Origin of the sequence: Streptomyces tropicalis (assembly GCF_029269835.1) — a bacterium.
GTDB lineage: Bacteria > Actinomycetota > Actinomycetes > Streptomycetales > Streptomycetaceae > Streptomyces > Streptomyces tropicalis.
Genome location: NZ_JARJBB010000004.1, coordinates 390,355 through 415,787 on the forward strand (window position 1 = coordinate 390,355; position 25,433 = coordinate 415,787).

Annotated in this window: 24 protein-coding genes and 1 pseudogene; 8 read left to right on the forward strand and 17 right to left on the reverse strand. The window is 76.6% G+C overall.

Annotation, left to right across the window (positions count from 1 at the left end; translation table 11 throughout):
- Positions 1-94 precede the first annotated feature (94 nt).
- The 6 genes from P3H78_RS10800 to P3H78_RS10825 all read right to left on the reverse strand — a co-directional run bounded on the left by P3H78_RS10800 (position 95) and on the right by P3H78_RS10825 (position 5,536).
- Complete coding sequence (locus P3H78_RS10800; RefSeq protein WP_276108656.1) at positions 95-520, reverse strand: ATP-binding protein; 426 nt, start codon at positions 518-520, stop codon at positions 95-97.
- A 137-nt stretch (positions 521-657) separates the two neighbouring features.
- On the reverse strand, positions 658-1,386 hold the full coding sequence (locus tag P3H78_RS10805; protein WP_276108657.1) for a L,D-transpeptidase family protein: 729 nt from the start codon (positions 1,384-1,386) through the stop codon (positions 658-660).
- Positions 1,387-1,522: 136 nt separating this feature from the next.
- Positions 1,523-2,662 (reverse strand): site-2 protease family protein, encoded by a 1,140-nt coding sequence (locus tag P3H78_RS10810; protein WP_276108658.1) that lies wholly within the window; start codon positions 2,660-2,662, stop codon positions 1,523-1,525.
- 138 nt (positions 2,663-2,800) lie between these two features.
- A complete protein-coding gene (locus P3H78_RS10815) occupies positions 2,801-4,138 on the reverse strand; it encodes a phosphoribosyltransferase family protein (RefSeq protein WP_276108659.1) in 1,338 nt (445 codons plus the stop codon).
- 279 nt (positions 4,139-4,417) lie between these two features.
- Positions 4,418-5,044, reverse strand: a complete 627-nt coding sequence (locus P3H78_RS10820; protein ID WP_276108660.1) for an Rv1733c family protein — start codon at positions 5,042-5,044, stop codon at positions 4,418-4,420.
- Positions 5,045-5,140: 96 nt separating this feature from the next.
- Positions 5,141-5,536, reverse strand: a complete 396-nt coding sequence (locus tag P3H78_RS10825) for an STAS domain-containing protein (protein ID WP_276108661.1) — start codon at positions 5,534-5,536, stop codon at positions 5,141-5,143.
- Between the two features lie 276 nt (positions 5,537-5,812).
- On the opposite strand from P3H78_RS10825, the gene P3H78_RS10830 reads away from it, so the two are divergent.
- The 4 genes from P3H78_RS10830 to P3H78_RS10845 all read left to right on the forward strand — a co-directional run bounded on the left by P3H78_RS10830 (position 5,813) and on the right by P3H78_RS10845 (position 9,110).
- Positions 5,813-6,883: a zinc-dependent alcohol dehydrogenase family protein gene (locus tag P3H78_RS10830; protein WP_276108662.1), complete on the forward strand. Its 1,071-nt coding sequence runs from the start codon at positions 5,813-5,815 to the stop codon at positions 6,881-6,883.
- Positions 6,884-6,938: 55 nt separating this feature from the next.
- A complete protein-coding gene (locus P3H78_RS10835) occupies positions 6,939-7,619 on the forward strand; it encodes a helix-turn-helix domain-containing protein (protein ID WP_276108663.1) in 681 nt (226 codons plus the stop codon).
- 183 nt (positions 7,620-7,802) lie between these two features.
- A complete protein-coding gene (locus P3H78_RS10840) occupies positions 7,803-8,243 on the forward strand; it encodes a pyridoxamine 5'-phosphate oxidase family protein (protein ID WP_276108664.1) in 441 nt (146 codons plus the stop codon).
- 141 nt (positions 8,244-8,384) lie between these two features.
- Entirely contained in the window at positions 8,385-9,110 is a 726-nt protein-coding gene (locus P3H78_RS10845; protein ID WP_276108799.1) for a CBS domain-containing protein, read from the forward strand.
- 145 nt (positions 9,111-9,255) lie between these two features.
- On the opposite strand, the gene P3H78_RS10850 is transcribed toward P3H78_RS10845, so the two are convergent.
- From P3H78_RS10850 to P3H78_RS10880, 7 genes are all read right to left on the reverse strand, one after another.
- Positions 9,256-9,921 (reverse strand): CBS domain-containing protein, encoded by a 666-nt coding sequence (locus P3H78_RS10850; RefSeq protein ID WP_276108665.1) that lies wholly within the window; start codon positions 9,919-9,921, stop codon positions 9,256-9,258.
- A gap of 2 nt (positions 9,922-9,923) precedes the next feature.
- Positions 9,924-11,288, reverse strand: coding sequence for a Ni/Fe hydrogenase subunit alpha (locus tag P3H78_RS10855; RefSeq protein WP_276108666.1), 1,365 nt, complete (start codon positions 11,286-11,288; stop codon positions 9,924-9,926).
- Positions 11,285-12,079, reverse strand: coding sequence for an NADH-quinone oxidoreductase subunit B family protein (locus P3H78_RS10860; RefSeq protein WP_276108667.1), 795 nt, complete (start codon positions 12,077-12,079; stop codon positions 11,285-11,287). The genes P3H78_RS10855 and P3H78_RS10860 overlap by 4 nt, the downstream gene beginning before the upstream one ends.
- Position 12,080: 1 nt before the next feature.
- Positions 12,081-12,899: an FAD/NAD(P)-binding protein gene (locus P3H78_RS10865; protein ID WP_276108668.1), complete on the reverse strand. Its 819-nt coding sequence runs from the start codon at positions 12,897-12,899 to the stop codon at positions 12,081-12,083.
- Positions 12,896-13,354 carry a cyclic nucleotide-binding domain-containing protein gene (locus P3H78_RS10870; RefSeq protein WP_276108669.1) on the reverse strand — a complete coding sequence of 153 codons (459 nt, stop codon included), beginning with the start codon at positions 13,352-13,354 and terminating at the stop codon, positions 12,896-12,898. The genes P3H78_RS10865 and P3H78_RS10870 overlap by 4 nt, the downstream gene beginning before the upstream one ends.
- On the reverse strand, positions 13,351-14,517 hold the full coding sequence (locus tag P3H78_RS10875) for a 4Fe-4S dicluster domain-containing protein (RefSeq protein WP_276108670.1): 1,167 nt from the start codon (positions 14,515-14,517) through the stop codon (positions 13,351-13,353). Before P3H78_RS10875 ends, P3H78_RS10870 begins: the two co-directional genes overlap by 4 nt.
- Positions 14,518-15,049: 532 nt before the next feature.
- A complete protein-coding gene (locus P3H78_RS10880) occupies positions 15,050-15,610 on the reverse strand; it encodes a hydrogenase maturation protease (RefSeq protein WP_276108671.1) in 561 nt (186 codons plus the stop codon).
- Between the two features lie 205 nt (positions 15,611-15,815).
- On the opposite strand from P3H78_RS10880, the gene P3H78_RS10885 reads away from it, so the two are divergent.
- From P3H78_RS10885 to P3H78_RS10900, 4 genes are all read left to right on the forward strand, one after another.
- Positions 15,816-16,691 carry a universal stress protein gene (locus P3H78_RS10885; RefSeq protein ID WP_276108672.1) on the forward strand — a complete coding sequence of 292 codons (876 nt, stop codon included), beginning with the start codon at positions 15,816-15,818 and terminating at the stop codon, positions 16,689-16,691.
- Between the two features lie 106 nt (positions 16,692-16,797).
- Positions 16,798-19,167, forward strand: coding sequence for a glycoside hydrolase family 65 protein (locus tag P3H78_RS10890; RefSeq protein WP_276108673.1), 2,370 nt, complete (start codon positions 16,798-16,800; stop codon positions 19,165-19,167).
- A gap of 202 nt (positions 19,168-19,369) precedes the next feature.
- Positions 19,370-19,873 (forward strand): SHOCT domain-containing protein, encoded by a 504-nt coding sequence (locus P3H78_RS33300; RefSeq protein WP_313884396.1) that lies wholly within the window; start codon positions 19,370-19,372, stop codon positions 19,871-19,873.
- A gap of 234 nt (positions 19,874-20,107) precedes the next feature.
- Entirely contained in the window at positions 20,108-21,049 is a 942-nt protein-coding gene (locus P3H78_RS10900) for an Acg family FMN-binding oxidoreductase (protein WP_276108674.1), read from the forward strand.
- On the opposite strand, the pseudogene P3H78_RS10905 reads toward P3H78_RS10900, so the two are convergent.
- From P3H78_RS10905 to P3H78_RS10920, 4 genes and pseudogenes are all read right to left on the reverse strand, one after another.
- Positions 21,039-21,498, reverse strand: a pseudogene (locus P3H78_RS10905) (cytidine deaminase). The gene P3H78_RS10900 and the pseudogene P3H78_RS10905 overlap by 11 nt on opposite strands.
- A 3-nt stretch (positions 21,499-21,501) precedes the next feature.
- Positions 21,502-22,095, reverse strand: a complete 594-nt coding sequence (locus P3H78_RS10910) for an LppU/SCO3897 family protein (RefSeq protein ID WP_276108675.1) — start codon at positions 22,093-22,095, stop codon at positions 21,502-21,504.
- A 382-nt stretch (positions 22,096-22,477) separates the two neighbouring features.
- Positions 22,478-24,847, reverse strand: coding sequence for a heavy metal translocating P-type ATPase (locus P3H78_RS10915; protein WP_276108676.1), 2,370 nt, complete (start codon positions 24,845-24,847; stop codon positions 22,478-22,480).
- Between the two features lie 297 nt (positions 24,848-25,144).
- Positions 25,145-25,432 (reverse strand): metal-sensitive transcriptional regulator, encoded by a 288-nt coding sequence (locus P3H78_RS10920; RefSeq protein ID WP_276108677.1) that lies wholly within the window; start codon positions 25,430-25,432, stop codon positions 25,145-25,147.
- Position 25,433 lies beyond the last annotated feature (1 nt).

A 25,433-nucleotide genomic window follows, 5' to 3' on the forward strand; every position in this document is an offset into this window, starting at 1 on the left:
ACGTTTCAGTAATGTGACGGAGCGTCCGCCCGGCTGATCATGGAGTGAACCGCGTCCGGTCCGTGGGGCGCCCGCTGCCGCGCCGCCCCTGCCGTCACCGCGCCGTCGTCGTCACCTCGGCGGGCGGGCGGAAGCAGGCGGTGACGGTCTTGCCGTGCGGGCAGGAACGCGTCTCCCACTCGTCCGCCAGGGCGTCGACGAGGAGCATCCCCCGCCCGCCGAGGCGGTCGGCGCTCGGAGTGCGCGGCGCGGGCAGCTCGCTGGAGGAGTCGTGGACCGCTATGTGCAGGCAGCGGTTGTCCCAGATGAGCACCAGCTGGGCGGAGCTGTGGGCATGGGTGTGCGCGTTGGTGACCAGCTCCGAGACCGTCAGCAGCACGGAGTCCACCGTCTCCGGCGCCGTGCTGGTCCAGCCCAGCGAGTCCAGGTGGTCGCGGGCCCAGTCCCGGGCAGCCTTCACCTCGCGGTCCATCGGCAGCGAGCGCGCCCAGCCCACCGCGCGCAGCGATGATCGGTCCACGGCCGTCCCCTCCCTCGTCTCTCTCGTTCTTCCGGTCCGTCCGGCACAGTCGCTTCTACCCTCCCCTGACGGGACGACGCAGCCGGGACGGCGCGGGAAAGGGGAAGGCCGGGGCCGGGCCGCCCTGTCCGCCCGCGTCAGGCCCGCAGTTCCGCACGGTCGCCCATGACCACCACGGGGTGCTGGGCGGGGGAGAGGGTGCGCAGCAGTCGGCGCATCGCCGACTCGGGCAGGCTCACACAGGCCGACGTGCCGCTGCCGTGGTCCATGTGCAGCCATATGTTCCCGCCCCTGGCCTGCCCCTGCGGCCGGACGGGGTTGTTGGGCGGGGTGCCCTTGACGCGGTTGTAGTCGATCGCGATGACGTAGTCGAAGTCGTGCCAGGAGGACTTGACCCAGTAGTGCGGGGCCTGGAAGGACGCGGAGCGGGTGTACGGCAGCTTGGCCCCCGGGTCGGCGAGCACCCCGCCCGCGTCGCTGAGGGTGAACACCCCGACCGGGCTGCGCTGGTCGCCCTCGCGGTGCTCGGTGGTCCAGCCGTGCCGGCCGTTGTGCGCCGCCCAGGACGCCGTGCGCTCCCAGATCCGGCCGTGCCTGGTGAACAGGACGACGGTCGACTCGGGCGAGTTGCGGTCCGTCCCGTACACGGCGACGATCTGGCGCGCGTCCGCCGGGACGCGCCGCCACATGCGGTCCCCGACGCCCGGCACCCGTCGCGGATCGGCGGACCCCGACGGGGCGGAGCCCCCCTGCCCGCCGGGCGCCGCATGGCCGCGTCCCGAACCACCGCACGCCGTCAGGGACATCGCCAACGCACCACAGGCCGCCACCACGGCCCCTGCCCGCTTCGCTCCACCTATCCGCATGCGCCCCATCGTCGCACCCGGGTCCCCGGAAACCGGCCGGGGGTCGCACCCCCTGCACCGACCGGCCGGTGTGAGACAGCTCACTCAACTCCCCGCCGGGTACCGGCGGATGTGCGGGGGCGCGGCCGGGACGGTGTCAGGAACGGGTGCCGGAGGCCGTGGTGAGCCAGCTCAGGGCGCGGCTGACGTCGGCGGCCGACACGATCCCCACCAGGTGTCCGCCGTCCAGGACCAGAGCCCGCCGGTCACGGCTCGACTCCAGCCGCGGCAGCAGGTCCACCACCGGGTCGCCCGGCGCCGCCGTGGGCACCTGGGGCAGTGGGCGCATGAGATCGCCGACCGTCGTGGCCGCACGGCCCTGCGGGGGCGCCTTGTCGACGAGGCGCACGGTGATCAGCCCGGCGACCGTGCCGTCCGGGGCCAGCACCGGGAACGCGGAGTGGCGGTACCGTCCGAAGGGCACCTCGGCGAGGAACTGCTCCACCGTCGTCGCCGACGGCACCGCGACCGGGTCGGCCGTCATGACCCGGCCCACGGTCACGTCGTCCAGTACGCTGCGCAGCTGCGCCTGGCGGGCCTCCGCGGTCGCCGTGGCGATCAGGAACCAGCCGATCAGCGCGGCCCACAGCCCCGACAGGCTGCCGGCGAACAGCACCGCCCCGCAGCCCGTCACCACCATGAACCAGCCCAGCCCCCGCCCGGCCGCCGTCGCCCCGCGCGTCGCCCGCAGCCGGTCGCCCGTGCGGTGCCACAGGAAGGCGCGCAGCAGCCGCCCGCCGTCCAGCGGGGCCGCGGGCAGCGCGTTGAACACCGCCAGCACGAAGTTGATCGCGGCCAGCCACGCCACCGCCTCCACCACGAGCCCGGAGGCGTGCACCGCCCGCAGCGCGAGCGCGAGCCCGGTGAAGAGCCCTCCCGCGACCGCGCTGGTCAGCGGCCCCACACCGGCGATTCGCAGCTCCGCCGCCGGGGTGGGCGCCTCGGAACGCAGCCGGGCCGCCCCGCCGAGCATCCACAGGGTGATCCCCTCGACCTGGACGCCGTTGCGGCGGGCGACGACCGCGTGCGCGAGCTCGTGCGCCAGCAGTGACGCCATGAAGACCACCGCGGTCAGCAGGGCCAGCGCCCAGTAGGCCAGGAGGGAATGGCCGGGGTGGGCGTAGGGGAAGCGGCCGCGCGCGAGCATGAGGGCCACCAGGACGACGATGACCAGCACACTCCAGTGCAGTCCCACCCGGACACCCGCGATGCGCCCCAAGGACAGTGTCTCGTTCACCGTGCGCCTCGCTCGACGACGTCGTTCGTGCTGCCTCCATCGTCCTGCGGTGCCGGGCACGCGGGCAGGGCCGGGCAGCTCCGGACGGGGGGCCGCCCGGCCCGGACCGTGGCCCGGACGCCGCCGGGCGGCCGCGGGTCAGGCGGGCTTCAGCGGGCCCGCGGCCGCGTACGCGCCCACCAGGTGGCCGGCGAACCAGTCCCGGGCCAGCTCCGCGACGGCCGCGAGCGCGCCCGGCTCGGCGAAGTGGTGGGTGGCGCCGGGGACGACCGTGAGCCGGTGGTCGCACCGCATCCACTCGGCGGCGAGGCGGTTGAGGCTGAGCAGCCGGATGTCGAGACCGCCGACGACGAACAGCGTCGCCGCCCGGACCCGGGCCAGCGCCGCGGGCCGGGCCAGGTCGGGCCGGCCGGCACGGCAGACCACGGCCCGCACGCCGTCGTCCGCGGCGGCCGCCTCCAGCGCCGCCGCAGCACCCGTGCCCGTGCCCAAGTAGCCCACCGGCAGGGCGGTTTCACTCCGCAGCCAGTCGGCGGCCGCGCGCAGCCGGCGGGCCAGCAGCAGGATGTCGAACGCGTTGTGCCGGTTGCCCGCCTCGTCCTCGGTGAGCAGATCGAGGACCAGGGTGCCGAAGCCGGACCGCCGCAGCTCGGCCGCGAGGTGCTCGTCGCCCGGGTCCTGCCGCCCGCCGCCGGTGCCCCGGGCGAGCACCACCACCGCCCGAGCCGCCGCGGGCAGCGTCAGCCGCGCGGCCAGCCGGACCGACTCCCCGGCCGGGATCTCCACCTCCCGCTCCGGCTCCGGCCCGGACTCCACGGACGGCCGCCGGTCCGCGTCCGCCGACCGGTCGGCATCCGCCAGCAGCGTCCCGACCTGCTCGTCGGTGACCCGCGGGAACTCCCGGTACCAGGCGGCCAGCGAACCGACGTGCCGCAGCGCCTGCAGGCAGACGATCTCGTCGGCGACCGCGTCCAGCCGCGGCAGGGCACGCTCCGGCCCGACCGGGACCGCGAGCACGACGTGACCCGCGCCGCGGGCCCGGGCGACCCGGCAGGCGGCCTCGACCGTCGCGCCCGTCGCCAGCCCGTCGTCCACCACGACGGCGGTCGCCCCGTCCAGGGGCACCGGGTCGAGACCGGCACGGCACCGGACGGTGCGCCGCTCCAGCTCCGCCCGCTCCGCCTGCTCGACCGACTCCCGCTCGGCGTCGCTCAGGCCGCTCTCGCGCAGCACGTCCTCGTCCACGGTCAGGACCCCGTGCTCGCCGACGGCCCCGAAGCCCAGCTCCGGCTGCCACGGCACGCGCAGCTTGCGCACCGCGATCACGTCGAGGGGCAGATCCAGACAGCGGGCCAGCTCGAAGGCCACCGGGACGCCGCCCCGCGGCACGCCCAGGACCACGGCCCTCGTGCCGCGCAGGTACTCCAGGCGCCGGGCCAAGCGACGTCCGGCGTCCGCGCGGTTCTCGAAGCGCATGCGCCACCTCCTCGTACGTGCACCGGCGGCGCGGCGGCGGGCCGCCTCCCCCCATTGCTACGCCGCGCGGCAGGGCCGCGGCAGGGGCGGGCGGCCCCGGTCCGGGGCCGTTCGGCCTTCTCCGGGGCGGGGGCGGCGCCGGGCGCGGGTCGACCTCCGGGCCGAAAGGGGGCCTACCGCCTGCCCGGGAGGTGGGAGCGGGGAGCCGGGTGCCGGTGGGCGGGGGCCGGGGGGCCCGTGCGGACCGGGTGCCGGAGGCGGTCGTCGTGGAGTCCGGGGTCAGCGGGTCTTCCGGGCCCAGCGGGGACCGACGCGTTCCCATTCCGTGGCCCAGCCGTTCAGGCGGCGGCGGTCCAGGCGCCAGCGGGCGGTCGCGCCCGCGGCGTGGACGACGCCGGCCAGCCCCAGTGCGGCCCCGGCGCCGAACAGCGCGGCCTCGAACACGGCCTCCGCCCCGCCGGGTGGCGCGGAGGCGAGGACACCGCGGCCGTCCTGCCACAGGGCGAGCGGCGTCCCGGCGCGCAGGCCGGTGGCCACCAGGGTGCGGCCGGTGCGGGTGCTGCCGTCCGGGGCGGTCCAGCGCACCGGCGCGGACGCGCGGTAGCTCTCGGTCCCCGCCGACGAGGGAGCCGACGGGACGTCGGCGAGCAGCACGGCCCGGACGGCGTGCCGGTCCGCGCGCTGCCGGGCGAACTCCTGGCCGGCGGCGTGCGCGGTGACCAGCCCGGTGACGGCACCGCCCACCACCAGAACCACCCACGTCACCAGCAGCACCCACGCCTCGATCACGTCCTCGCGGCGCCGCAGCGGGCTGCGCCGCCACCGCCACAGCCACCGGTCCGCGCGGCGTCCGCCGGTGCACGGCCGGCGTCCGCACGGCCCACCAGTGGGCCCGTCGACGTTCATCCGTCGTCACCTCCTCGTCCCGCCCCGGGCCCTCTCCTCGACACCGTGGGCGGACGTACCGGCTCCTCGACGGCGCCGGCGGACGTACCGGCGCGCTCAGCCGGCCATCGAGGGGGCCACCGGCCGCTGACCCTCCCCGTGCACCCGGTCCGGGGTCTCCGCCAGCTCCGGCAGCACCTCGAACGTGCCGGCCAGACCCGTGTGGCGCAGAATGCGCCGGAATCCCGCACTCCGGCTGAGCAGCCGCAGCCGGCCGTCCCGTGCCTCGACCCGGTTCCGCACCCTGCACAGCACGCCCAGCCCGGCGCAGTCGATGAAGGGCACCGTCCGCAGGTCCAGGACCAGGTCCGGCCGGCACCCGGCGGTGAGCGTGTCCAGACGCAGGCGCAGCGCCGGCACCGAGGCGACGTCGACGGCTCCGCACAGGGTCACGACGGTGGCGCCTGCCGGGTCCACCGGCCGTGCGGGGGAGGGGGTCGGGCTCTCGAACATGATGCCGAGGAAACCGGAACCGAAGGCACCGGCGGTAGGGCCGGTCGGCCCCAGTTGGACGGCGCCGCGCAGCACACCACGGGGGCGCGCGCCGGGCGCGCACGGCCCGCTCCGGTCGGCGGCGCTCCCGGGGCCGACCGGCCCATGCGGATCGCTCCGGACGGCCGACAAGCTGGACCTGCGGGGCCGACCGGGCACCGGACCGCCACGGCGCGGACCGGCACCGGACCGCCACGCCCCGGAGCACCGCCGGAACTCAGGAGGGTGAGGAGCGGCATGAAAGGCTACGTCTTCCACGGCCCCGGACAGTCCGCCTGGGAGGAAGTCCCCGACCCCGGCATCAAGGAACCCACCGACGCGATCGTCCGGGTCGACGCCGTCACCATCTGCGGCACCGACCTGCACATCCTCAAGGGCGACGTGCCCGAGGTGCAGCCCGGCACGGTGCTCGGGCACGAGGCCGTCGGCGAGATCGTCGAGGTCGGCGGCGACGTCCGCACCGTACGCCCCGGGGACCGGGTCCTGGTCTCCTGCATCACCGCCTGCGGACGGTGCCGCTACTGCCGGGAGGCCGCGTACGGGCAGTGCCTCGGCGGCGGGGGCTGGATCCTCGGCCACCTGATCGACGGCACCCAGGCCGAGTACGTCCGGGTGCCCTACGCCGACCTCTCCGTGCACACCCTGCCCGCCGCCGTGCCCGACCGGGACGCGGTCCTGCTGGCCGACATCTTCCCGACCGCCTACGAGGTCGGCGTCCTCAACGGCCGGGTGCGGCCCGGCGACACGGTCGTCGTGGTCGGCGCCGGGCCCATCGGGCTCGCGGCGATCGCCACCGCCCGGCTGTTCGCGCCGGAGCGGATCGTCGCCGTGGACGTGGCCGCAGCCCGCCTGGAGGCCGCGCGGAGTCTCGGCGCCGACGCGGTGGCCGACGCCGGGGAGGCTCCCGACCAGCTGATCGCCGACCTCACCACGGGGCTCGGCGCGGACGTGGTGATCGAGGCGGTGGGCGTGCCGGAGACCTTCGAACTGTGCACCCGCATGGTGCGCGCCGGCGGGCACGTCGCCAACATCGGCGTCCATGGCCGCCCGGCGACCCTCCACCTGGAGGACCTGTGGATCAGGAACCTGACGATCACCACGGGCCTGGTCGACACCCACTCCACGCCCACCCTGCTGCGGATGGCGGCCGCCGGCCGCCTGCCCACGTCCGAGCTGGTCACCCACACCTTCCCGCTGGACCGCATGCAGGAGGCGTACGACGTCTTCGGCGCCGCCGCCGACACCGGCGCCCTGAAGGTCGTGCTCGGAGGGCCCCTGCGGGAGGTCGTCGCCGTGCAACCGGACTGACACCGGGCCGCGGCCCCCGCGGACCCGACGGAACCGACCCAAGGAGGTGCCGGACATGACCGACCAGGCACTGCCCCCGGCACACCCGGCGGAGGAAACGCCGCTCGGCGACCTCGGCCGGCGCCTCGCCCGGCGGCGCACGGACCGCGGCCTGACCCGCGCCCAGGCCGCCGACCGGGCCGGCATCGCGCCCGGCTACCTCCGGTACCTGGAGGAACACCCCGGCGCCGCACCGGCCCCGGGCACCCTCAACCGGCTGGCCACCGCCCTGGACACCACGGTCGCCCACCTGACCGGCGCCACCGCCGACCGGCCGCCCGGCCCGGGCCGGGCGGCCCCCGCACCGGTGCTCACCGAGCTCGCCCCGGCCGAGTGCCGGGCCCTGCTGGGCGGGCACGGCGTGGGACGGCTGGCCGTGCCGACCGTGTCCGGGCCGGTCGTCGTGCCCGTCAACTACAGCGTCGTCGACGGCGCGATCGTCTTCCGCACCGCCCCGGACGCCACCCCCTACCAGGCCGTGGGCTGCCGGGTGGCCTTCGAGGTCGACCGGATCGACGACGCCTTCAGCCGCGGCTGGAGCGTGCTGGTGCGCGGACACGCGCACGCCGTCACGGACTCCGCCGAGGTCCGCCGGCTCGTGGATCGGGCGTACAGCCCGCCCTGGGCCGGGGGCCGGCGCGACGTGTGGGTGCGCATCGACCCGCTCGTCGTCACCGGGCGCCGGATCACGGCTTGACCCCGGGTCCTTCTCCGGCTGCGCCGGGACCCACGGCCCCTCCTCCGCGGCGGCCTGCGCGCCGAGCATGGAGGCATCTGGCACCGCCACACGTGCCCACCACCGGTGAGGGACGAGCCGGCCAGGGAGGCCCCACGCACCACACCACCAGACCGCACCACCGGGTGAGAGACGAGCCGGCCGATGTACGCCAACGACGGATTCCGCGAACTGCAGCGCCCGGAGTGCCTGCATCTGCTCGCGAGCGCGCCCGTGGGCCGCATCGTCCACACCCGGCACGCCCTGCCCGCGGTGCTGCCGGTCAACTTCAGCCTGGACGGGGACGGCGCCGTGGTGCTGCGCACGTCGGCGTCCTCGGAACTGGTCCGTGCGATCGACGGTGCCGTCGTCGCCTTCGAGGCCGACGAGATGGACGCGGCCACCCGGGCGGGCTGGAGCGTCGTCGTCACCGGGGCCGCGTCCGTCGTCACCGACGCGGCGGAGCACGAGCGCCTCACGCGCAGCGGCCCCCGATCCTGGGTGCCCGCGCCCCGGGAGGTGTTCGTGCGGATCGAGCCGGAGCTGGTCACCGGCCGCGAACTCGTCGGCGGCACGCTCCGTCCCGCCGCCGCCCGGTGGCCGTGAACGGCGCGTCCGCGGGCCGGCCCACGCCCCGGCCGGGGCCCTTCGGCCGCTGCCCGCGGGCGGCGCCGTGGCCGACGCCGGAGGGGACGCCGGAAACCGGAAAGAGGACACGTGAGGGATCGGGCCGCGCTGGAGGTCGCCATGCAGGGCTCTCGCTACACCGTGAACGACGTCATGACGAGTACCGTCGTCGCCCTGGCCCGCGGGGCGGCCTTCAAGGAGATCGTCCGGACCATGGAGCAGTGGGGGGTCAGCGCGATGCCCGTGCTGGACGGCCGCGGCCGAGTCCTCGGCGTCGTCTCCGAGGCGGACCTGCTGCGCAAGGAGGAGTTCCGCGTCACCGACCCGGACGCGCGCGCCGGGGAACCGCCTCCGACCGGCCGGGCGAAGGCCGGCGCGGTGACCGCCGAGGAGCTCATGACCCGCCCCGCCGTGACCGTCCACGCCGACGCCACCCTCGCCCGGGCCGCCGCCGTCATGGCCCGCCACCAGGTCAAACGGCTCCCCGTGGTGGACGACGACGGCGCCCTCAAGGGCATCGTCAGCCGCTCCGACCTGCTCCGGATCTTCCTGCGGAGCGACGAGGACATCGCTGACGAGATCCGTCACGAGATCGCCGCCGCCCGCTTCCCCGTGCCGCTGGACGGGGTCCGCGTGGACGTGCGGGAGGGCGTGGTCACGCTCGGCGGCCGGGTCGCCGACCCGTCCCTGATCCCGCTCGCCGTACGGCTGGTGCGCTCCGTCGAGGGCGTGGTGGACGTACGCTGCGCGCTCGCCGGACCACGTCGCCGCCCCGTCCTCGAACCCGACCTGACCACGGGCGCCGCTTCCCCGGGACCGCGGGGGAGGCCGGGCAGCACCGCGTGAACGCCGCGACCCCGTCGTGAGCCGCACCCCGCCGTGAGCCACCACCCCGGCCGGCGAGGGCCATCACCCGGCCCGGCGTGGGATGTCCCCCTTCACCGGGGTGAGTTACGGCCCGGCGCGCGCCGGGGCGCCGGGCTGCCGGCCGTCACAGCGGCTCGCTCACCGCCGAGTCCGTGGTGAGGTGGCACTCGACGTCCACCACGCCCTCCACGGCCCGCACCAGACGGGCCGCGACCGGGACCAGGGACGTGTCGCGGACGTGGCCGGTGAGCGTGACCACCCCGTCGGAGACCTCGACACGGATCGGCTCGACCGGGACCGGGAAGAGGTACGAGACGACCTCCCGGCGGACCTCGTCGGCGATGTCGTCGTCGGTGCGCAGGAAGACCTTCAGCAGGTCGCCCCGGCTGACCACCCCGTCGAGCATCCCCTCGTCGTTGACCACGGGAAGCCGCTTCACCTTCCGCTGCGCCATGATGCGGGCCGCCTCGGCGAGGGTGGCGTCCGGGTGGACGGTCACCGCCGGGGTGCTCATCAGCTCGCCCGCGGTGAGCGCGCCCGCCTTGGCGAGGTCCGCCAGCCGGCGCAGCTGGGTGAACCGGTCGGGATCGCTGTCCCGGAACTCCTCCTTCGGCAGCAGATCGGCCTCGGACACGACGCCGATCACGCGTCCCTCCCCCTCCAGCACCGGGAGCGCGCTGACCTTCCACTGCCCCATGAGGTGGACGACGTCCTTGAACGGCGCGTCGCGGCCCACGGCCACGACGGTGTGCGTCATGACGTCGCTGACGATGTGCGGGGTGGCGTGCATGGCTACTCCTCGGGGGGTCGGATCCGGTCGACGGTGAGGTCGAGGAAGTGGGTGGAGCAGGAGATGCAGGGGTCGTGGTTGCGGATGGTCCGCTCGCACAGCAGCGTCAGTTCCTCGTCGCCCACCTCCTCCGCCCGCCCGGCTCCCCGCCCGGAGAGCGCCGCCTGCGCGGCCCGCAGCAGGTCGTCCTCGATGGCGCCCTGGTTCTGCGCGGTGGGCGGCACGATGCGGGCGTCGGTGACGGTGCCCTCCGCGTCCAGCCGGTAGCGGTGGTAGAGCAGGCCCCGCGGAGCCTCCGTGGCGCCGTGGCCGGTGGCGGCGACCGGCGGGACGTCGACGAAGGGGCGGGGCGGGGGCTCGTACGCGGCGATCAGGCGCAGCGCCTCGTCGACCGCGTACACCACCTCCACCGCCCGTACCAGGATCGAGCGGTACGGGTTGCGGCACACGGCGCCCTCGGCCGGGTCGCCGAGTCCGGCCGCGCGGGCCGCCTCCCGCGCGGTGGGCGACAGCCGGCTGCCGCCCACCGCGAACCGTGCGAGCGGGCCGGTGAGATGACGACGTCCGTCCAGCCGCGCGTGCCGTGCGGTGGAGTGCGGCACCTGCTCCTCGCGGACCCGTTCGGGGAAGTCCCGCACCGGGAAGGAGCCGGTGCCGCCGTCGGCGCGCAGCACGGTGGGCGTGCCCGCGTCCACGGCGTACGTGTCCGGCCGGGCCAGGGCCAGCAGGTCGGCGTCGACCGAGGTGTCCGGGAAGTCGAACGAGGCCACCCAGCGCACGGTCTCCCAGGCGTCGTCGGCGGCCTGCCGCAACCGCTCGGCCAGCGGCCGCAGTTCATCCCGCGCAGGGGCCCGGTGGAAGCCGCCGAGACGGACGTTGACGGGGTGCACGGCGCGGCCGCCGAGCTGCTCCATCAGGGCGTTCCCGGCCTGCTTCAGCCGCAACCCCCGCTCCACGGCGCTGCGTTCGGTGCGCGCCAGCTCGACGGCGCCGGCGCAGCCGAGGAAGTCGGGGGCGTGCAGGAGGTGGATGTGCAGGGCGTGGCTCTCGATCCACTCCCCGCAGTACAGCAGCCGCCGCAGGTCCCGGATCGGCGCGCCGACCTCGATCCCGCAGGCGTCCTCCACGGCCCGGCAGGCGCTCATCTGGTAGGCCACCGGGCAGATCCCGCACACCCGGGCCGTGATGTCCGGCGGCTCGGTGTGGGCCCGTCCGCGCAGGAACGCCTCGAAGAACCGCGGCGGTTCGTAGATCCGCAGCCGCGCCTCCTCGACCCGGTCCCCGGCCACCCGCAGGTGCAGCGCGCCCTCGCCCTCGACCCGGGCGAGCGAGGCGACACGCAGGACACGGGAACCGCGGTGGGTCATGGCTCCTCCCCGTCCCGCGGCAGTTCCCTGTCGAACGCGGCCGCGTTGAAGGTGCGCAGCAGGCGTTCGACGTCCCGGTCGTCCATGCCGTCGCGGTGCAGCAGCGGGATCATCGCGCGCAGGTTGGGCGACCCCGACGGCCCGAAGCAGCCGTAGCAGCCGCGGCCGTACGCCGGGCAGAGGGCGCCGCAGCCGGCGTGCGTGACCGGCCCGAGGCAGGGGGTGCCGTGCGCGACCGTCACGCACACGATGCCGCGGCGCTTGCAGGCGAAGCACACGCTGTGGTCGGGGACGTCGGGGCGGCGCCCGGCCAGGAAGGCGGTGATCACCTCGATGAGCTGGCGGCGGTCGATGGGGCAGCCGCGGAGTTCGAAGTCGACGTCCACATGGTCCGCGACGGCCGTCGAGGTGGCCAGGGTGTCGATGTACTCGGGGCGGGCGTACACGGCCCGGGTGAACTCCTCCACGTCGGCGAAGTTGCGCAGCGCCTGGATGCCGCCCGCGGTGGCGCACGCACCGATGGTCACCAGGAACCGGGACCGGGCCCGGATGTCCCGGATGCGCCGCGCGTCGTCGGGGGTGCTGACCGAACCCTCCACCAGGGCCAGGTCGTAGGGGCCGGGCTCCACCGCGCTGGACGCCTCCAGGAAGTGCGCGACGTGCACCCGCCCGGTCAGGGCGAGGAGTTCGTCCTCGCAGTCCAGCAGCGTGAGCTGGCAGCCGTCGCAGGACGCCAGCTTGAACACCGCGAGCGTGGGGGTGCCCGACGGCGGGGGAGTCGGCGCGGTCATCTCACAACTCCCGTACGGACAGCAGCGGGGCCGCCCGGTCCCAGCCGGTGACGGGGCCGTCGCGGCACAGCAGCACCCCGCCGAGCTGGCAGTGGCCGCAGTGCCCGGTCCCGCAGTGCATGGTGCGCTCCAGGGACACCCGCACCCGGTGCGGCGGCAGGCCGCGGTGCACGAGGTCCCGGGCCAGGGCGCGGATCATCACCTCGGGTCCGCACACGAACGCCGTGGTGTTCCCGGGGTCGAAACGCGCGCCGTTGAGCAGACTGGTGACGACGCCGACACGCCCCCGCCACCCGGGGGCCGGCCGGTCGACGGTGACCAGGCAGTGCGGCGGTCCCGGGGACGTGGCCCAGGTGCACAGCCGGTGCGCGTGGAGCAGGTCGGCCGGAGCTCGCGCGCCGACGAGGAGGTTCAGCCGGCCGTAGGCGTGCGGCGCCGCACGCGCGGCGTCCACGACCGGCAGCAGCGGGGCGAGCCCGATCCCGCCCGCCACCACCAGCAGGTCCCCGCCCACCGCCCGGTCCACCTCCCAGCCGGTGCCGAACGGGCCGCGCATCCCGACCCGGTCGCCGGTGCGCAGCCGGCACAGCGCGGCGGACACGGCCCCCACCGCACGGACGGTGTGCGTCAGTTCGGGTCCGTCGATGCACGACGTGGACAGGGGGATCTCGCCGGCCCCGAAGGCGTGCACCATGGCGAACTGCCCCGGCGCGAACGGTGGCAGCCCGGACGGGCCGGCCGGCGCCACGGTGAGGCTGACCGTGTCGGCCGTCTCCGTACGCGCCCGCACCACCCGGTACGGCACCGGCGCGCAGGTCATCTCCGGCTCCCGCTGCCGTAGGGGGCGTACAGGTCCAGCAGGCGGATCCGGGCGGAGTGCAGCCGGTGCGCGACCACCCGGCCGACCCAGACCGCCACCGCGCGGCCGAACTCCGCGTCGTCCGCGCACATCGCCCGCACCGTGCGGGCGTCGAACTCCCAGGCCCGCACCGGGCTCGTCGCCTCCGCGCCCAGCTGCCACACGTACGGGGGGAAGTGCCAGGACCAGCCGACGAGTTCGCCGTGGCCCAGGGACTCGATGACCGCGGCGCGCCGGCCCGGGATGTGCAGGTCGAGGGTGACGGTGCCGCTGCGCACGATCCAGAACCGGTCGGCGTGGCGGCCCTCCTCGAACAGGCGGCTGCCCACCGGGAAGGACACCTCGTGGGCGGCCTCCAGCAGCCGCGCGCGGTGCTCGGCCGGGAGGGCCGCGGCGAGAGTGGTGGTGGACGTCATCGCTCCTGCTCCGTTCGCTCCTGCCGCCGCAGCCGGTCGGCGAGTTCGTCGTGCAGTGCCGCGGCTTCCTCGGTGATGTCGATGGCGACCGGGCACCAGGTGATGCAGCGCCCGCATCCCACGCACCCGGAGCTGCCGAACTGCTCGTACCAGGTGGAGAGTTTGTGGGTGAGCCACTGGCGGTAGCGGCTGCGCGCGGACGCGCGGACCGGGCCGCCGGGCAGATGGGTGAAGTCGAGGTCGAAGCACGAGTCCCAGCGCTGCCACCGCTCGGCGTGGTCACCGGTGAGGTCGGTGACCTCCTCCGTGGTCGTGCAGAAGCACGTCGGGCACACCATCGTGCAGTTGCCGCAGGTCAGGCAGCGTGCGGCCACGTCGTCCCAGCGCTCGGCCTCCAGGCTCGCGCCCATCAGCGCCTGGAGGTCCACCGGGGGCATGGCCCGGCCCATCCGCTCCCGGGCCCCCGCCACGGCGTCCCGGGCCGCGGCGGTGTCGGCCCGGGGGTCCGCCGCCCGGTGCGGGAGGCGGGCGAGGACGTCCTCCCCGGCGTCGCTGCCGGTGCGCACCACGAAGCGGTGGCCGTCCGCGTCGAGCAGCTCGGTCAGCGCCAGGTCGAAGCCCGCCTCCGCGGCCGGTCCGCTGCCCATGGAGGCGCAGAAGCAGGTGCCGCCGGGCTCGGTGCACTCGGCGGCGACCAGGAACGCGCCGGTCCGGCGCTCCCGGTACCCACGGTCCTCGTAGCGGCCGCCGGTCAGCACCCGGTCCTGGATCGCGATGGCCCGCAGGTCGCACGCGCGCACCCCCAGGAAGGCGTACGACGGCTGCGGGGCGTCCTCCTCCGTGTAGGACAGGCCGCCGTCGGCCGTGCGGTCCGCGCTCCACAGCCGCTCCCGCTGCGGGTGCAGGAACGCCTTCCAGGAGTGCGGGCCCGTGGTGTGTGCGAAGGCGGCACCGTCGGCGCGGGGCTCCAGCCGGTAGCGGCCCGCCTCGACCCGGGTGCCCCATCCGAAGGGCAGCTCGTCGGCCGACGACAGCTCGGCGAGTACGACGGCACCGTCGCGCACGGTCGGTCCGACGACCGTCCGGCCGAGCGCACGCAGCGTCCCGACCAGGGCGTCCAGGCCGTCCCGGTCGAGGACGGCGGTCGTACGGGAGCCTGTCATCGTCGCCCTCCCGAATGCCGTGGGCCCGGCCTGCCGCAGGCCGCGGGCCCGGGCCGCTGCCACCTTCAGCCTCGTCCGGCGGCATCCGTGCCGCCACGGGCCGGCCGGTCCGGAAGGGGGGTCCTTCGGCCCAAGCCGCCCGGGGCCGCCGGCGGGGCCTTCGGCTGCCGCGCCCGCCCCGGGGCGAGGCGCGCACAGGGGTCGTCTCCGGGGCGGGCGTCGCGGGTGCCGGGTCCGTACGGCCTCGGGTGCGCGCGGGGCGCGCGCTGCGGGACGGGGGGAGCCGGGCGTCGGCACACGGCCGTTCCGCCTGACCGGCCCGGCCCGGCGGTGCAGGTTCCGGCGGGAAGGACCACCCGCTTCTCGCGGATCCTGATTGCGCGGTGCGCGGCCCCCGGCCGCTTCTCCGCGTCTGTCCTGTCCGTCCTTCCCGCCACTTCCAGGACATCACGACAGCCGCCCGCGCGCCAGGGGCCTACGGCCCCGCCCCGGACCCCGGTCACCGACCGCGCCCCCCGGGCTCGCGGGTCGATCAACCGGCCTCGCCGCCCCCGTCCCCGCGGCCGCCCGTGTCTCCCGTCCCGTCCTGCCCGTCGGATGCGGTGGCCGCGTGCCACCGCCGGATCTCGGCCTCCACGTCGCGCGCCACCGCGTCCACCTGCGCGGCGACGGGGCGGGTCAGGCCCGGGCCCTGGGTGTGGTCGGTGCCCTCGACCGCGAAGACGACCAGCCGGCCCGGCAGCCGGTCCAGCGCACGGGACAGCTCGACGGCGTCTCCGAGGCCCGGGCCGTGCGAACTGGCCGCCCCGGGGCTCGGCGGCCGCCGTGCCGCGTCCAGCGCGACACGGTGGACGCGCCCGGGACTGGCCGGCTCCGCGACCGCCGCGTCGACCACGACGGCCAGCTCCGCGTGCTCCCACAGCCCCAGCAGCCCGGCCGGCTCCCCGTCGGACGTCTCCAGCACCGTGCCCGGCGGCAGCGGCCGGCGCGCCGCCCGCTCCGCGAGGCGGGCCACCACGGCCCAGCCCACCCCGTCGTCGTGGCGGAAGGCGTTCCCGACCCCGACGACCACGATCCGCGGCGCCTGCGGCATCCATCCGCTCCCTCGCTCCGGGCGGCTACGGCCCGCACCGCGGGCCACCCCGTCATCGTCGGCTCCGGCCCGCGCCCCCAGCAGGGGGCCGAACGTCCCGGGAAGGGGCCGAACAACCCCTCGTGACCGCCCGCACCGGATGCCACGGTCGACAGTGGGATCGTTGCCGCACGGCGTGGCAGCGCGACGGAAGGCGGTGGGCGCCATGGATCTGCCCCTGGTCGTGGGGGTCGACGGATCGGACCCGAGCCTGACCGCGGTCGACTGGGCCGTGGACGAGGCCGCCCGGCACGGACTGCCGCTGCGCCTGGTCTACGCGTCCCTGTGGGAGCGCTACGAGGGGGCCCTGCCCACCGGCAGCCGCGACCGCCCCTCGGAGCAGGTGCTGGCCGAGCACATCGTGGCCTCCGCCGCCGACCGTGCCCAGCGGCGCAACCCGGACGTCAAGGCGTCCACCGACATCGTCCCGGAGGAAGCCGTCACCGCGCTCCTGCACGAGGCCAACAACGCCTCCGCCCTGGTGACCGGATCGCGTGGCCGCGGCGAGCTGAAGGAACTGCTGCTCGGCTCCGTCGGCCTGGCGGTCGCGGGCCGGGCCCACTGCCCTGTCGTCGTCGTGCGCGGCGATCCGGCGGGTCTGGCCGGCACCCACGAGCGGATCCTGCTGGGTCTCGGGGAGCCCGACGCCAGCACCGACGCCGTCCGGTTCGCCTTCCGCGAGGCCGAGGCGCGCGGCTGCGTCCTGGACGTCGTCCGCGCCTGGCGCTGCCCGGGGCAGGAGACGTCCGACCCCGCGGCGGCGGAGCTGGACCCCGGCCGCGCCCATGAGGAAGCTGCCTCCTCGCTGCTGACGGAGGCACTGCGGGAGGCCGGCGCCGACCACCCGTCGGTCCGGATCCGCCCCGTCACGGTCGAGGGACCGGCCCGCCGGATCCTGGTGGAGCGTTCGGCCGCCGCCGACCTCGTGATCGTCGGCGCGCGCCGCCGGGTCGGCCACTTCGGCCTCCAGCTCGGCCGCGTCAGCCACACCGTGCTGCACCACGCCCTGTGCCCCGTGGCGGTCGTCCCGCAACGCGTCTGAGCCGACCGGCCCCGCGCCCGCCCCACGCGCCGTGCGGCGGCCCCGGGTCCGGCGCCGTACGGCGGCCTGGGCCCGGCCGGTCCGCCGGAAGGGGGACCATGCCGCCATGACGGGCCCGACCTGGGAGTACGACGGCTACCGCCCCGAGGACGAGCGTCTGCGGGAGTCCCTGTGCACGCTCGGCAACGGGTACTTCGCCACCCGCGGGGCGCTGCCCGAGTGCGCCGCGGACGCCGTGCACTACCCCGGCACCTACGTCGCCGGGTGCTACAACCGGCTCACCTCGCACGTCGCGGGCCGCAGCGTGGAGAACGAGGACCTGGTCAACGTGCCCAACTGGCTTCCGCTGCGCTACCGTCGCGTGGGCGGCGACTGGCTCACCCCCGACACCGCCCCCGTCCTGGAGCACCGGAGACTGCTGCACCTGGACGCGGGCCTGCTGGAGCGCACCACCCGCTACGCGCTCGGCGGAGACATCGAACTGACGGTCCGTCAGCAATCCCTGGTGCACATGGGCGACGCCCATCTCGCCGCGCTGCGCACCGAGTTCTCCGTCGAGGGCCGCGCCGTGGACCTCGACGTGGAGGCCGCACTCGACGGCTGCGTCGCCAACGCCGGCGTGCCGCGCTACGCCGACCTCGCGGGCCGCCACCTGACCCATGTGCACACCGGCAGCGCCGCGCCGGACACCGTGTGGCTGCGCTGCCGCACCCGCACCTCGGACATCCGGATCGCCCTGGCCGCGCGCCTCACCGCCGCCGCGGCCGTCCAGCCCCGCCACGCGTCCTCCCGGGCGCTCCAGACCCTGCGCCTCCGCCCGGCGCCGGGCCGTCCGGCCACCGTCGACAAGACCGTCGCCCTGCACACCTCGCGCGACCCCGCCATCAGCGACCCGCTGCGCGCCGCCACCGACCGGGTGGCCGCCGCCGCCGGCTTCGACGCCCTGCTGCGCGGCCACCGCACGGCCTGGGACCTGCTGTGGCGGCGCGCCGACATCGACGTCCCCGGCGAACCCGGCCGCGTCCTGCGGCTGCACCTCTTCCACGTCCTGCAGACCCTGTCCCCCCACACCGCCGACCTCGACGTCGGCGTGCCCGCCCGCGGGCTGCACGGCGAGGCCTACCGCGGGCACGTCTTCTGGGACGAACTCTTCGTCCTGCCCTATCTGAACCTGCACTTCCCCGAGGTCTCCCGCGCCCTGCTGCACTACCGGCACCGGCGCCTGGAGCGGGCCTGCGCCGCCGCCCGCGCCGTCGGCCGGCGCGGCGCGCTGTACCCCTGGCAGAGCGGCAGCGACGGGCGCGAGGAGACCCAGCGGCTGCACCTCAACCCGCGCTCCGGGCGCTGGCTCCCGGACAACTCGCGGCTCCAGCGCCACGTCGGCTCGGCGGTGGCGTACAACGTCTGGCAGTACTGCGAGGCCAGCGGCGACACCGAGTTCCTCCACACCAAGGGCGCCGAGATGCTGCTCCAGGTCGCCCGCTTCTGGGCGGACTCGGCGGTCTGGGACGGGGAGTCGGGGCGGCACCGCATCCGGGGCGTGGTCGGGCCCGACGAGTACCACGACGCCTACCCGGACGCCACGCGCCCCGGCATCGACGACAACACCTACACCAACGTCACCGCGGCCTGGGTGCTCGCCCGCGCGGGGGAGGCGCTGGCCCTCCTGCCCGAGCCGCGGCGGCGCGAACTCGCCGAGCGCACCGGCCTCGACGCCACCGAACTGGAGCGGTGGGAGGACGTCTCCCGCACCCTGTACGTGCCCTTCCACGACGGCGTGGTCAGCCAGTTCGAGGGCTACGGCGACCTCGCCGAACTCGCCTGGGACGACTACCGCGGACGGTACGGCGACATCCGCCGCCTGGACCGGATCCTGGAGGCCGAGGGCGACACCGTCAACCGCTACCGGGCCTCCAAGCAGGCCGACGTCCTCATGCTCGGCTACCTCTTCGCCCCGGCCGAACTCCACGCGCTCTTCCGCCGGCTGGGCTACCGCGTCGACGAGGACACCTGGCTGCGCACCGTGGACCACTACCTGGACCGCACCTGCCACGGCTCCACCCTCAGCGGACTCGTCCACGGCTGGATCCTCGGCCGGGCACGCCGCGCCGACGCGTGGAGGTTCTGCCAGGACGCGCTGCGGGCCGACATCGCGGACGTGCAGGGCGGCACGACGGGCGAGGGCATCCACCTCGGCGCCATGGCCGGCACCCTCGACCTGGTCCAGCGCGGCCTGACCGGCCTGGAGACCCGCCAGGGCGCCCTCTGGCTCGACCCGGTGCCGGTGCCGGAACTGTCGTCGTACGGCTTCGCCATCCGCTACCAGGGCCACTGGGGGGTGCGGCTGCGCCTGGAGCACGGGCGGATGGAGATCACGGTGCCCCGCTCCGACCGCTCGCCCATCGACGTACGGCTCGGCGGCCGCGCGGTCTGCGTCCAGCCGGGGGAGACCTGCCGCCTGGTGCTGCCGGAGTGACCGCGCCGCGTGGTGCGCCGTGGCCAGGGTGGCCGGGGCCGTTCGGGCCCGGCGCGGACCCGACGGGCCCTGCCCGCGGGGTGCGGGCGGCGCGACGCTGGGGATCGGAGCGGGCACCTCGGTCGACCGGCCCGTCCGGCCCGCCGCCGGTGCCCAGCCGACGGCGGCGCCGCGCGCCGCCCGCACCGGAAGGTGGTCCACGATGAGGTACTGGGGCCCGCACGGCATGTACGGCTGGGGCTGGTTCGCGATGTCCCTGGGCACGGTCCTGTTCTGGGCCCTGCTGATCGCGGCCGGCGTCCTCCTGTTCCGCGCCCTGAACCGCGGCGGCGGGCGGCCGGACGCCGCCGCCCTGCAACATCCGCATGCCCCCGGGCCGCCGCGCGCCGAGCAGGTGCTGGCCGAGCGGTTCGCCCGCGGGGAGATCGACGAGCACGAGTTCCGGCACCGCCGGGCCGTCCTGCGCGAGGACGCCGTGCAGGGCGCGTCGGCCGCGTGGGGCGCGTGGGGCGCCGGCGGTGCCGGCGGCACCAGGAGCGCCGGTGGTGCCGGTGGGCCCGGGCGTTCCTGGAGTTCGGGGGCCACCGGCGGTGCCGGCGGGCCCGCCGGCCCAGAGGGCGGCGGCACCGGAGACACGGGCCCCGCCGGTGGTCCCGGCGCCCCCGGTGGCTCCCGCGGCCCGGGTGGTCCCTCAGACCCCGGCTGAACCGGTGCTCCGGGCCGCCCGTGCGGCCACGCGGGCGGCGGCCCCGGCGCCGGGTCGCGGCCCGGGATCTCGCCATGACCCGCGACCGGCGCACACGGGAGCGCGGCCCACGGGCCGCAGTCCCGCCGGCAGGGAAGGCCCCTCGGCCCCGCCCCGGGACGTGTGGCCCCTGCCCGCACCCGCGCCGGGGGACGACCATGGCGGCAGGAAGCCCGAGAGAAGGCGGCACCGCCCATGTCCGTCGCCGGTCCACGCCCCAGCCACGCCACCACCTACCTGCTGCGCGCGGCCGTCACCGCCCCCAGCGTCCACCGCTCCCGGCCGTGGATCTTCGTGGCCGACGGCGACCGGGGCATCGAACTCCACGCGGCGGCCGACCCCCGGCTGCTGCTCGCCGGGCCTCTCGGCCGGGAACTGGTGATCGGCTGCGCCGCCGCCCTGTTCAACGTCCGCCTCGCCATGCGGCACCTCGGCTTCAGGCCCGCCGTCCAGCCCTTCCCCGACCCGCGCGACCCGGCCTTCCTCGCCCGCATCGGCTGGGGCGCCTACGCCCCGCCCACCGCCGACGAGCAGCGCCTCTACGCCGCCGTGCGCCGCCGGCACACCGTGCGCGGGCCGTTCCTGGCCGACCCGCTGCCGCCCCCGCTGGTCGACACGCTGCGCGAGCAGGCCCACGGCGAGGGCGCCGGGCTGCACCTCGTGGACGACAGCACCAGCCGACGGCACCTGGGCGAACTCGTCCGCGCCGGCGAGGACGAGCACCGCACCGCTCCGGCGGCGGCCGCGCCGGACCCCTGGGCCGCGCGGCGCCCCGCCCGCGGCACCGCGACGGCCGTCGTCGGCGTCCTGCCGCCCGCACCGGCGGGCGGCGACTACGCCGGTCTCACGCGGATGTTCCCGACGCCGCCGCGCCGTTGGCCCGCCCGTACCGGTCTGGTGGCCGTGCTGGGCACCGACCGGGACGACCGCACCGCCTGGCTGCGGGCGGGACAGGCCCTCGAACGCATCGTGCTGGCCGCGGCCGTGCACGACGTCGCCACGGCCTTCCACACGCAGCCCCTCGAACTCCCGCACCTGCGGGAGCAGATGCGGCAGACCCTGAGCGCGGGCGAGTTCCCGCAGCTGATCCTCCGCCTCGGCTACGGCGCCCGGCCGGGCAGCGCGGTCACTCCGTGACGGGGGACGGCGCGACCGGCTCCCGCCCGGCGGCGTCGAGCCGGTGGCCGGCCCGGACGGAGCCCTCGCGCAGCAGGTCGGCGCCGGGGACGGAGCGCGGACGGCCGGTTCCGCCGGCGACGGCCCGACGATGGCCTCGACGGCGGGGAAGTGGCCGAGGAGGTCCTGGCGGCACCGGCCGCACGGAGGGACGGCGCCCCGACCGCGGACGCCCACAGCCACGATCGTGTCCGGCTCGTACGCGCCCTGGGCGGCGGCCGCGCCGATGAGGACCAGCTCGGCGCAGGGGTCGCCGGTGAAGTGGTGGGCGTTCACCGCGGGGACGATCCGGCCGTCCCGCGCCCCGTCCGGCGGCCGCCATGGTGCGGTGGCCGCCCCGGCGGCGGGTGCGGGCGACCTCGGCCGGCCCGGACGAGCTCGTGGTCGACGGCGGGGGGCTGCGTGGCGATGCCCTATCTCTTCAGGGGGTGCAGGCACAGGGACGTGTCGCCGTCCCCGCCGTACTGCGCGTAGGCGATGTAGTCCCCGGACGCGCAGGAGCCGTCCGGCGGCGCCAGGACGCGGAAGCGGGCGTCGGAGGAGCCGCAGTCCTCGGGCTTCAGGTCCTGGTCGGGCCAGGTCGCGTCGTTGCGGACGCACGAGCCGGCCTTCAGCGGCGTCGTGGCGTCGCCGCCGTCGTCCGGGCCGACCAGCATGCCGAGGACGATGAGCAGCGGAACGGCGAGCAACGCGAGGCCCACCAGGCACAGCGGGATCAGGGCCAGGATGCCCTGAGGCCGCCTGAACACCGGCTTACCGGGGTTCAGCGGCGGTCGCGGGCCGGGCACGACCGGCGCGGGGATGCGGTTGACGGTGGACAGGGCGCCGAGGTTGATCAGCAGGGTGACGGGCGTGATGAACACTGACAGCGGACCCCACCAGCCCTCCACCATGGTGTCCGCCTGCATGTCGCGGAAGGTGGCCAGCGCGCAGGTGCGGCAGAGCGTTCCCCGGCGGCGCAGGAAGCGCATGATCACCAGCATGCCCTGGTGCCCGCGGACCGTCACGGGCGCGGCTGGCGCCGCCCCGCACACCTGACAGGCCGTCATCGGCCCGCCCGCCGGCGGCGGCCCGCCGTACGGCTGCGGGGCGGGCGGCGAGGACGGGGCGTACGGGCCGGGCGGGTACGGCCCCGGAGCCTGCGCGTACGGTCCCGGGTTCTGCGCGTAGGGCCTTGGAGCCGGCGGGTACGGCCCCGGCGTCTGCTGGGGGGCGGGGTGCGGCGGCGGTGGGGTGCTCAACAGGGGCCTTCCCGGACATGACAGATCTGGCACAGCGGCTCAGCAGCCTACTCATCGGCTCGCGGCACCCTCACCCGCCCTCGCCGGGCTCACCGGCCGCGGTGGCGGCGCCGGCCGGATGCCGGACCGCGGGGCCGCCCCGCGGCCGTCATGACGCTTCCGGTCCGCCCCCGTCGCGGCGGGCGGGGGCCAGGGAGAAGTAGCTCTCCTCCTCCTGGCTGAAGTGCAGCCGCAGCACCGTGTGCAGGCCGTACAGGCAGGCGCGCAGGTCCTCCAACTGGTCCGGTGCCGGCGTGCCGTCGGCCTCGGTGAGGGACAGGTGGGTGGCGATGCGCCGGGCCAGGCGTTCGATCTCGGTGTGGGCGCGGCTCATGGTCGCGGTCGCCTCGGGGCCGCCGAGGGCGGGTGTCAGCGCCGGGTAGAGCTGGTGCTCCTCGGCGTACTCGTGCGGCAGCAGCCGCTCGGTGAGCAGCCGATGGGCCTCGCGCACCGCGTCGAGCGCCTGCGGTCCGGCGTCGTCGGAGAGCCGGGCCGCGGCGTCGCGCACGGCCTCCAGGACGTCCTGCAGATCGTCGTGCTCGGCGGCGAAGCGGTGGATCAGGTCCTCCGTCTCCGGCTCCAGGGCGGGCCGGGCCGCCCGGTCGACACGCAGCGCCCGCAGCGCGTTCAGGATGACCGCCACGTCGATGGCCTCCTGGAGCAGCGCGCCCGCCGCGGGCGGCAGCAGGCCCGCGGCCGCCGCCGCCATCGCGGCCAGGGACAGGGCCATCCCGCCGAGGGCGCTCTGCACGGCGATGCGGCGCGCCCGACCGGCCAGCGTGACGGCGTCCGCCAGACGGTCCACCCGGTCCGTGGTCAGGACGACGTCGGCGGCCTCGGAGGAGGCGGTGGAACCGCGTGCCGCCATCGCGACGCCGACGTCGGCGGCGGCGAGGGCGGGCGCGTCGTTGACGCCGTCGCCCACCATCACCGTGACCGCGCGCTCCCGCTCGGCTCGGACCGCCGCGGCCTTGCCGGCCGGTTCCAGCTCGGCGAGCACGTCGTCGAGTCCGAGGACGGCGGCGACCTCGCGGGCCGGCTCGGGCCGGTCCCCGGTGAGCATCACGATCCGCTCCATGCCCGCCGCCCGCAGGCGGCGCAGCGTCCGTGGCGCGTCCGTGCGCACCGGGTCGCGCAGCAGGACCGCGCCCACGGGCCGCCCCTCGACGCCGAGCCAGGCGACGGCGGCACCGTCGAGCAGCGCCCGGGTCCGCACCGCCCGCGCCCACGTCCCGGGGCGGGCGTCCCCGTCGAGCCGTCCGACGGTCGTGCTGCGGCCCGCCACGACCCCGCGGGCGCCCCGGCCGGGCTCCTCCGCCACGTCCGCGACGCGGGACGGCTCCAGGCCGCGCTCCCGGGCCGCGTCCACGATCGCGCGTGCCAGGACGTGCGGCGAGAACTGGTCGACGGTGGCCGCCAGGCGCAGGACCTCGGCCGGTGTCCAGCCGGGGGCGGCGGCCACGTCCACCACGCGCGGACGTCCGCCGGTCAGCGTGCCCGTCTTGTCGAGCAGCAGGGTCCGGGCCCGGCCCAGGTTCTCCAGCGCACCTCCGTCCCGGACCACGACACCGAGGCGGGACGCGCGCGACAGCCCGGCGACGATCGCTACCGGGGCGGCCAGCAGCAGCGGGCACGGCGTGGCGACCACCAGCACCGCCACCGCACGCACCGGCGATCCGCCGATCAACCAGGCCAGGCCCGCGACGACCAGGGAGAGCGGCAGGAACCAGGCCGCGTAGCGGTCGGCCAGCCGGACCACCGGGGCGGACTCCGCGCCCGCCTGCCGGGCCAGCCGCACGATCTCCGCGTACGTGCTGTCCTGCGCGGTCGCCGTCGCGCGCAGCGCGAAGGCGCCGCCCGCGTTGACCACGCCGCTGCGCACGGACTGCCCGGGCCCCCGCTCCACCGGCGCGGACTCCCCCGTCAGCACCGACTCGTCGAACACGGCCGGGGTGTCCTCGATCCGCCCGTCGACGGGGACGACCTCGCCCGGGCCCACGACCAGCAGGTCGCCCACGGCCACCTCCGCGAGGGGCACCGTGCGGACCGCGGCGCCGGTGCGGCGGCGGGCGGTGCGGGGCGCGTGCTCCAGGAGGGCGCGCAGGTCGTGGGAGGCGCGGCGGCGGGCCGCCGCCTCCAGGGTGCGGCCGGTGGCGAGCATGAGGGCGATCAGCGCCCCGGCGAGGTACTCGCCCACCGCGAGCGTGCCGGCCAGGGCGAGCACCGCGATCAGGTCCACGCCCGCGCGGCCGTGCCGCAGCGCGCCCACCACCCAGCCCACCGCGGGGCCGACGGCGGCGATCGTGCCCAGGGCCCAGCACAGGTCGGCCGCTCCGGGTGCACCGAGGAGCCGGAGGATCCCGCCCACGACGAGCGCGGCGGCCGTCACGGCGAGCAGGGCCGGTTCGAGCCAGGAGGACGGGAGGGCGCGTGCGGCGCCGGGACGGCCGTCCGCCGGGGGAGCGGCGGCTCCGCTCATGACGCACCTCCCGTCCGGGACGCCCGGCCGCGGGTCCCGTCGGCCACGCTTCCCGCCCGGTCGGCGGACCCGGCCTCCAGCGTCCCGCACCGCCCCCCGCCCTTCCAGGGCCCTACGGCGCCCCGATGCCCACCGTCCGGCCCCGCCGGGACGGCTCGCGGCGCCTGCGCCGGCCGACCCGGGACGGACCTCCCGGCCAGGGACAGGACGGCCGCGGACAGGCCGTCGGAACCGGAGCCGGCCCCCGGACCGAGCCCCGGGCCGGACCTGCGCCCGGCGCGGTCCGGACCGGTCCGGCTAGGCCAGCGACAGGAAGAGCTTCTCCATGCGGGCGCGCATCTCCGTCGCGTCCGTGCCGTTCGTCCGGCCGGACTCGATGTCGGCGACGCACTTCTGCAGGCCGGTGGCGATGATGGCGAAGCCCGCCCGGTCGAGGGCGCGCGAGGCCGCGGCGAGCTGCGTCACGACCTCCTCGCAGTCCCGGCCCTCCTCGATCATCCGGATCACCCCGGAGATCTGGCCCTGTGCCCGCTTGAGCCGGTTCAGCACGGCCTTCAGCTCCGCACCGGCGAGATCCAGTTCCACA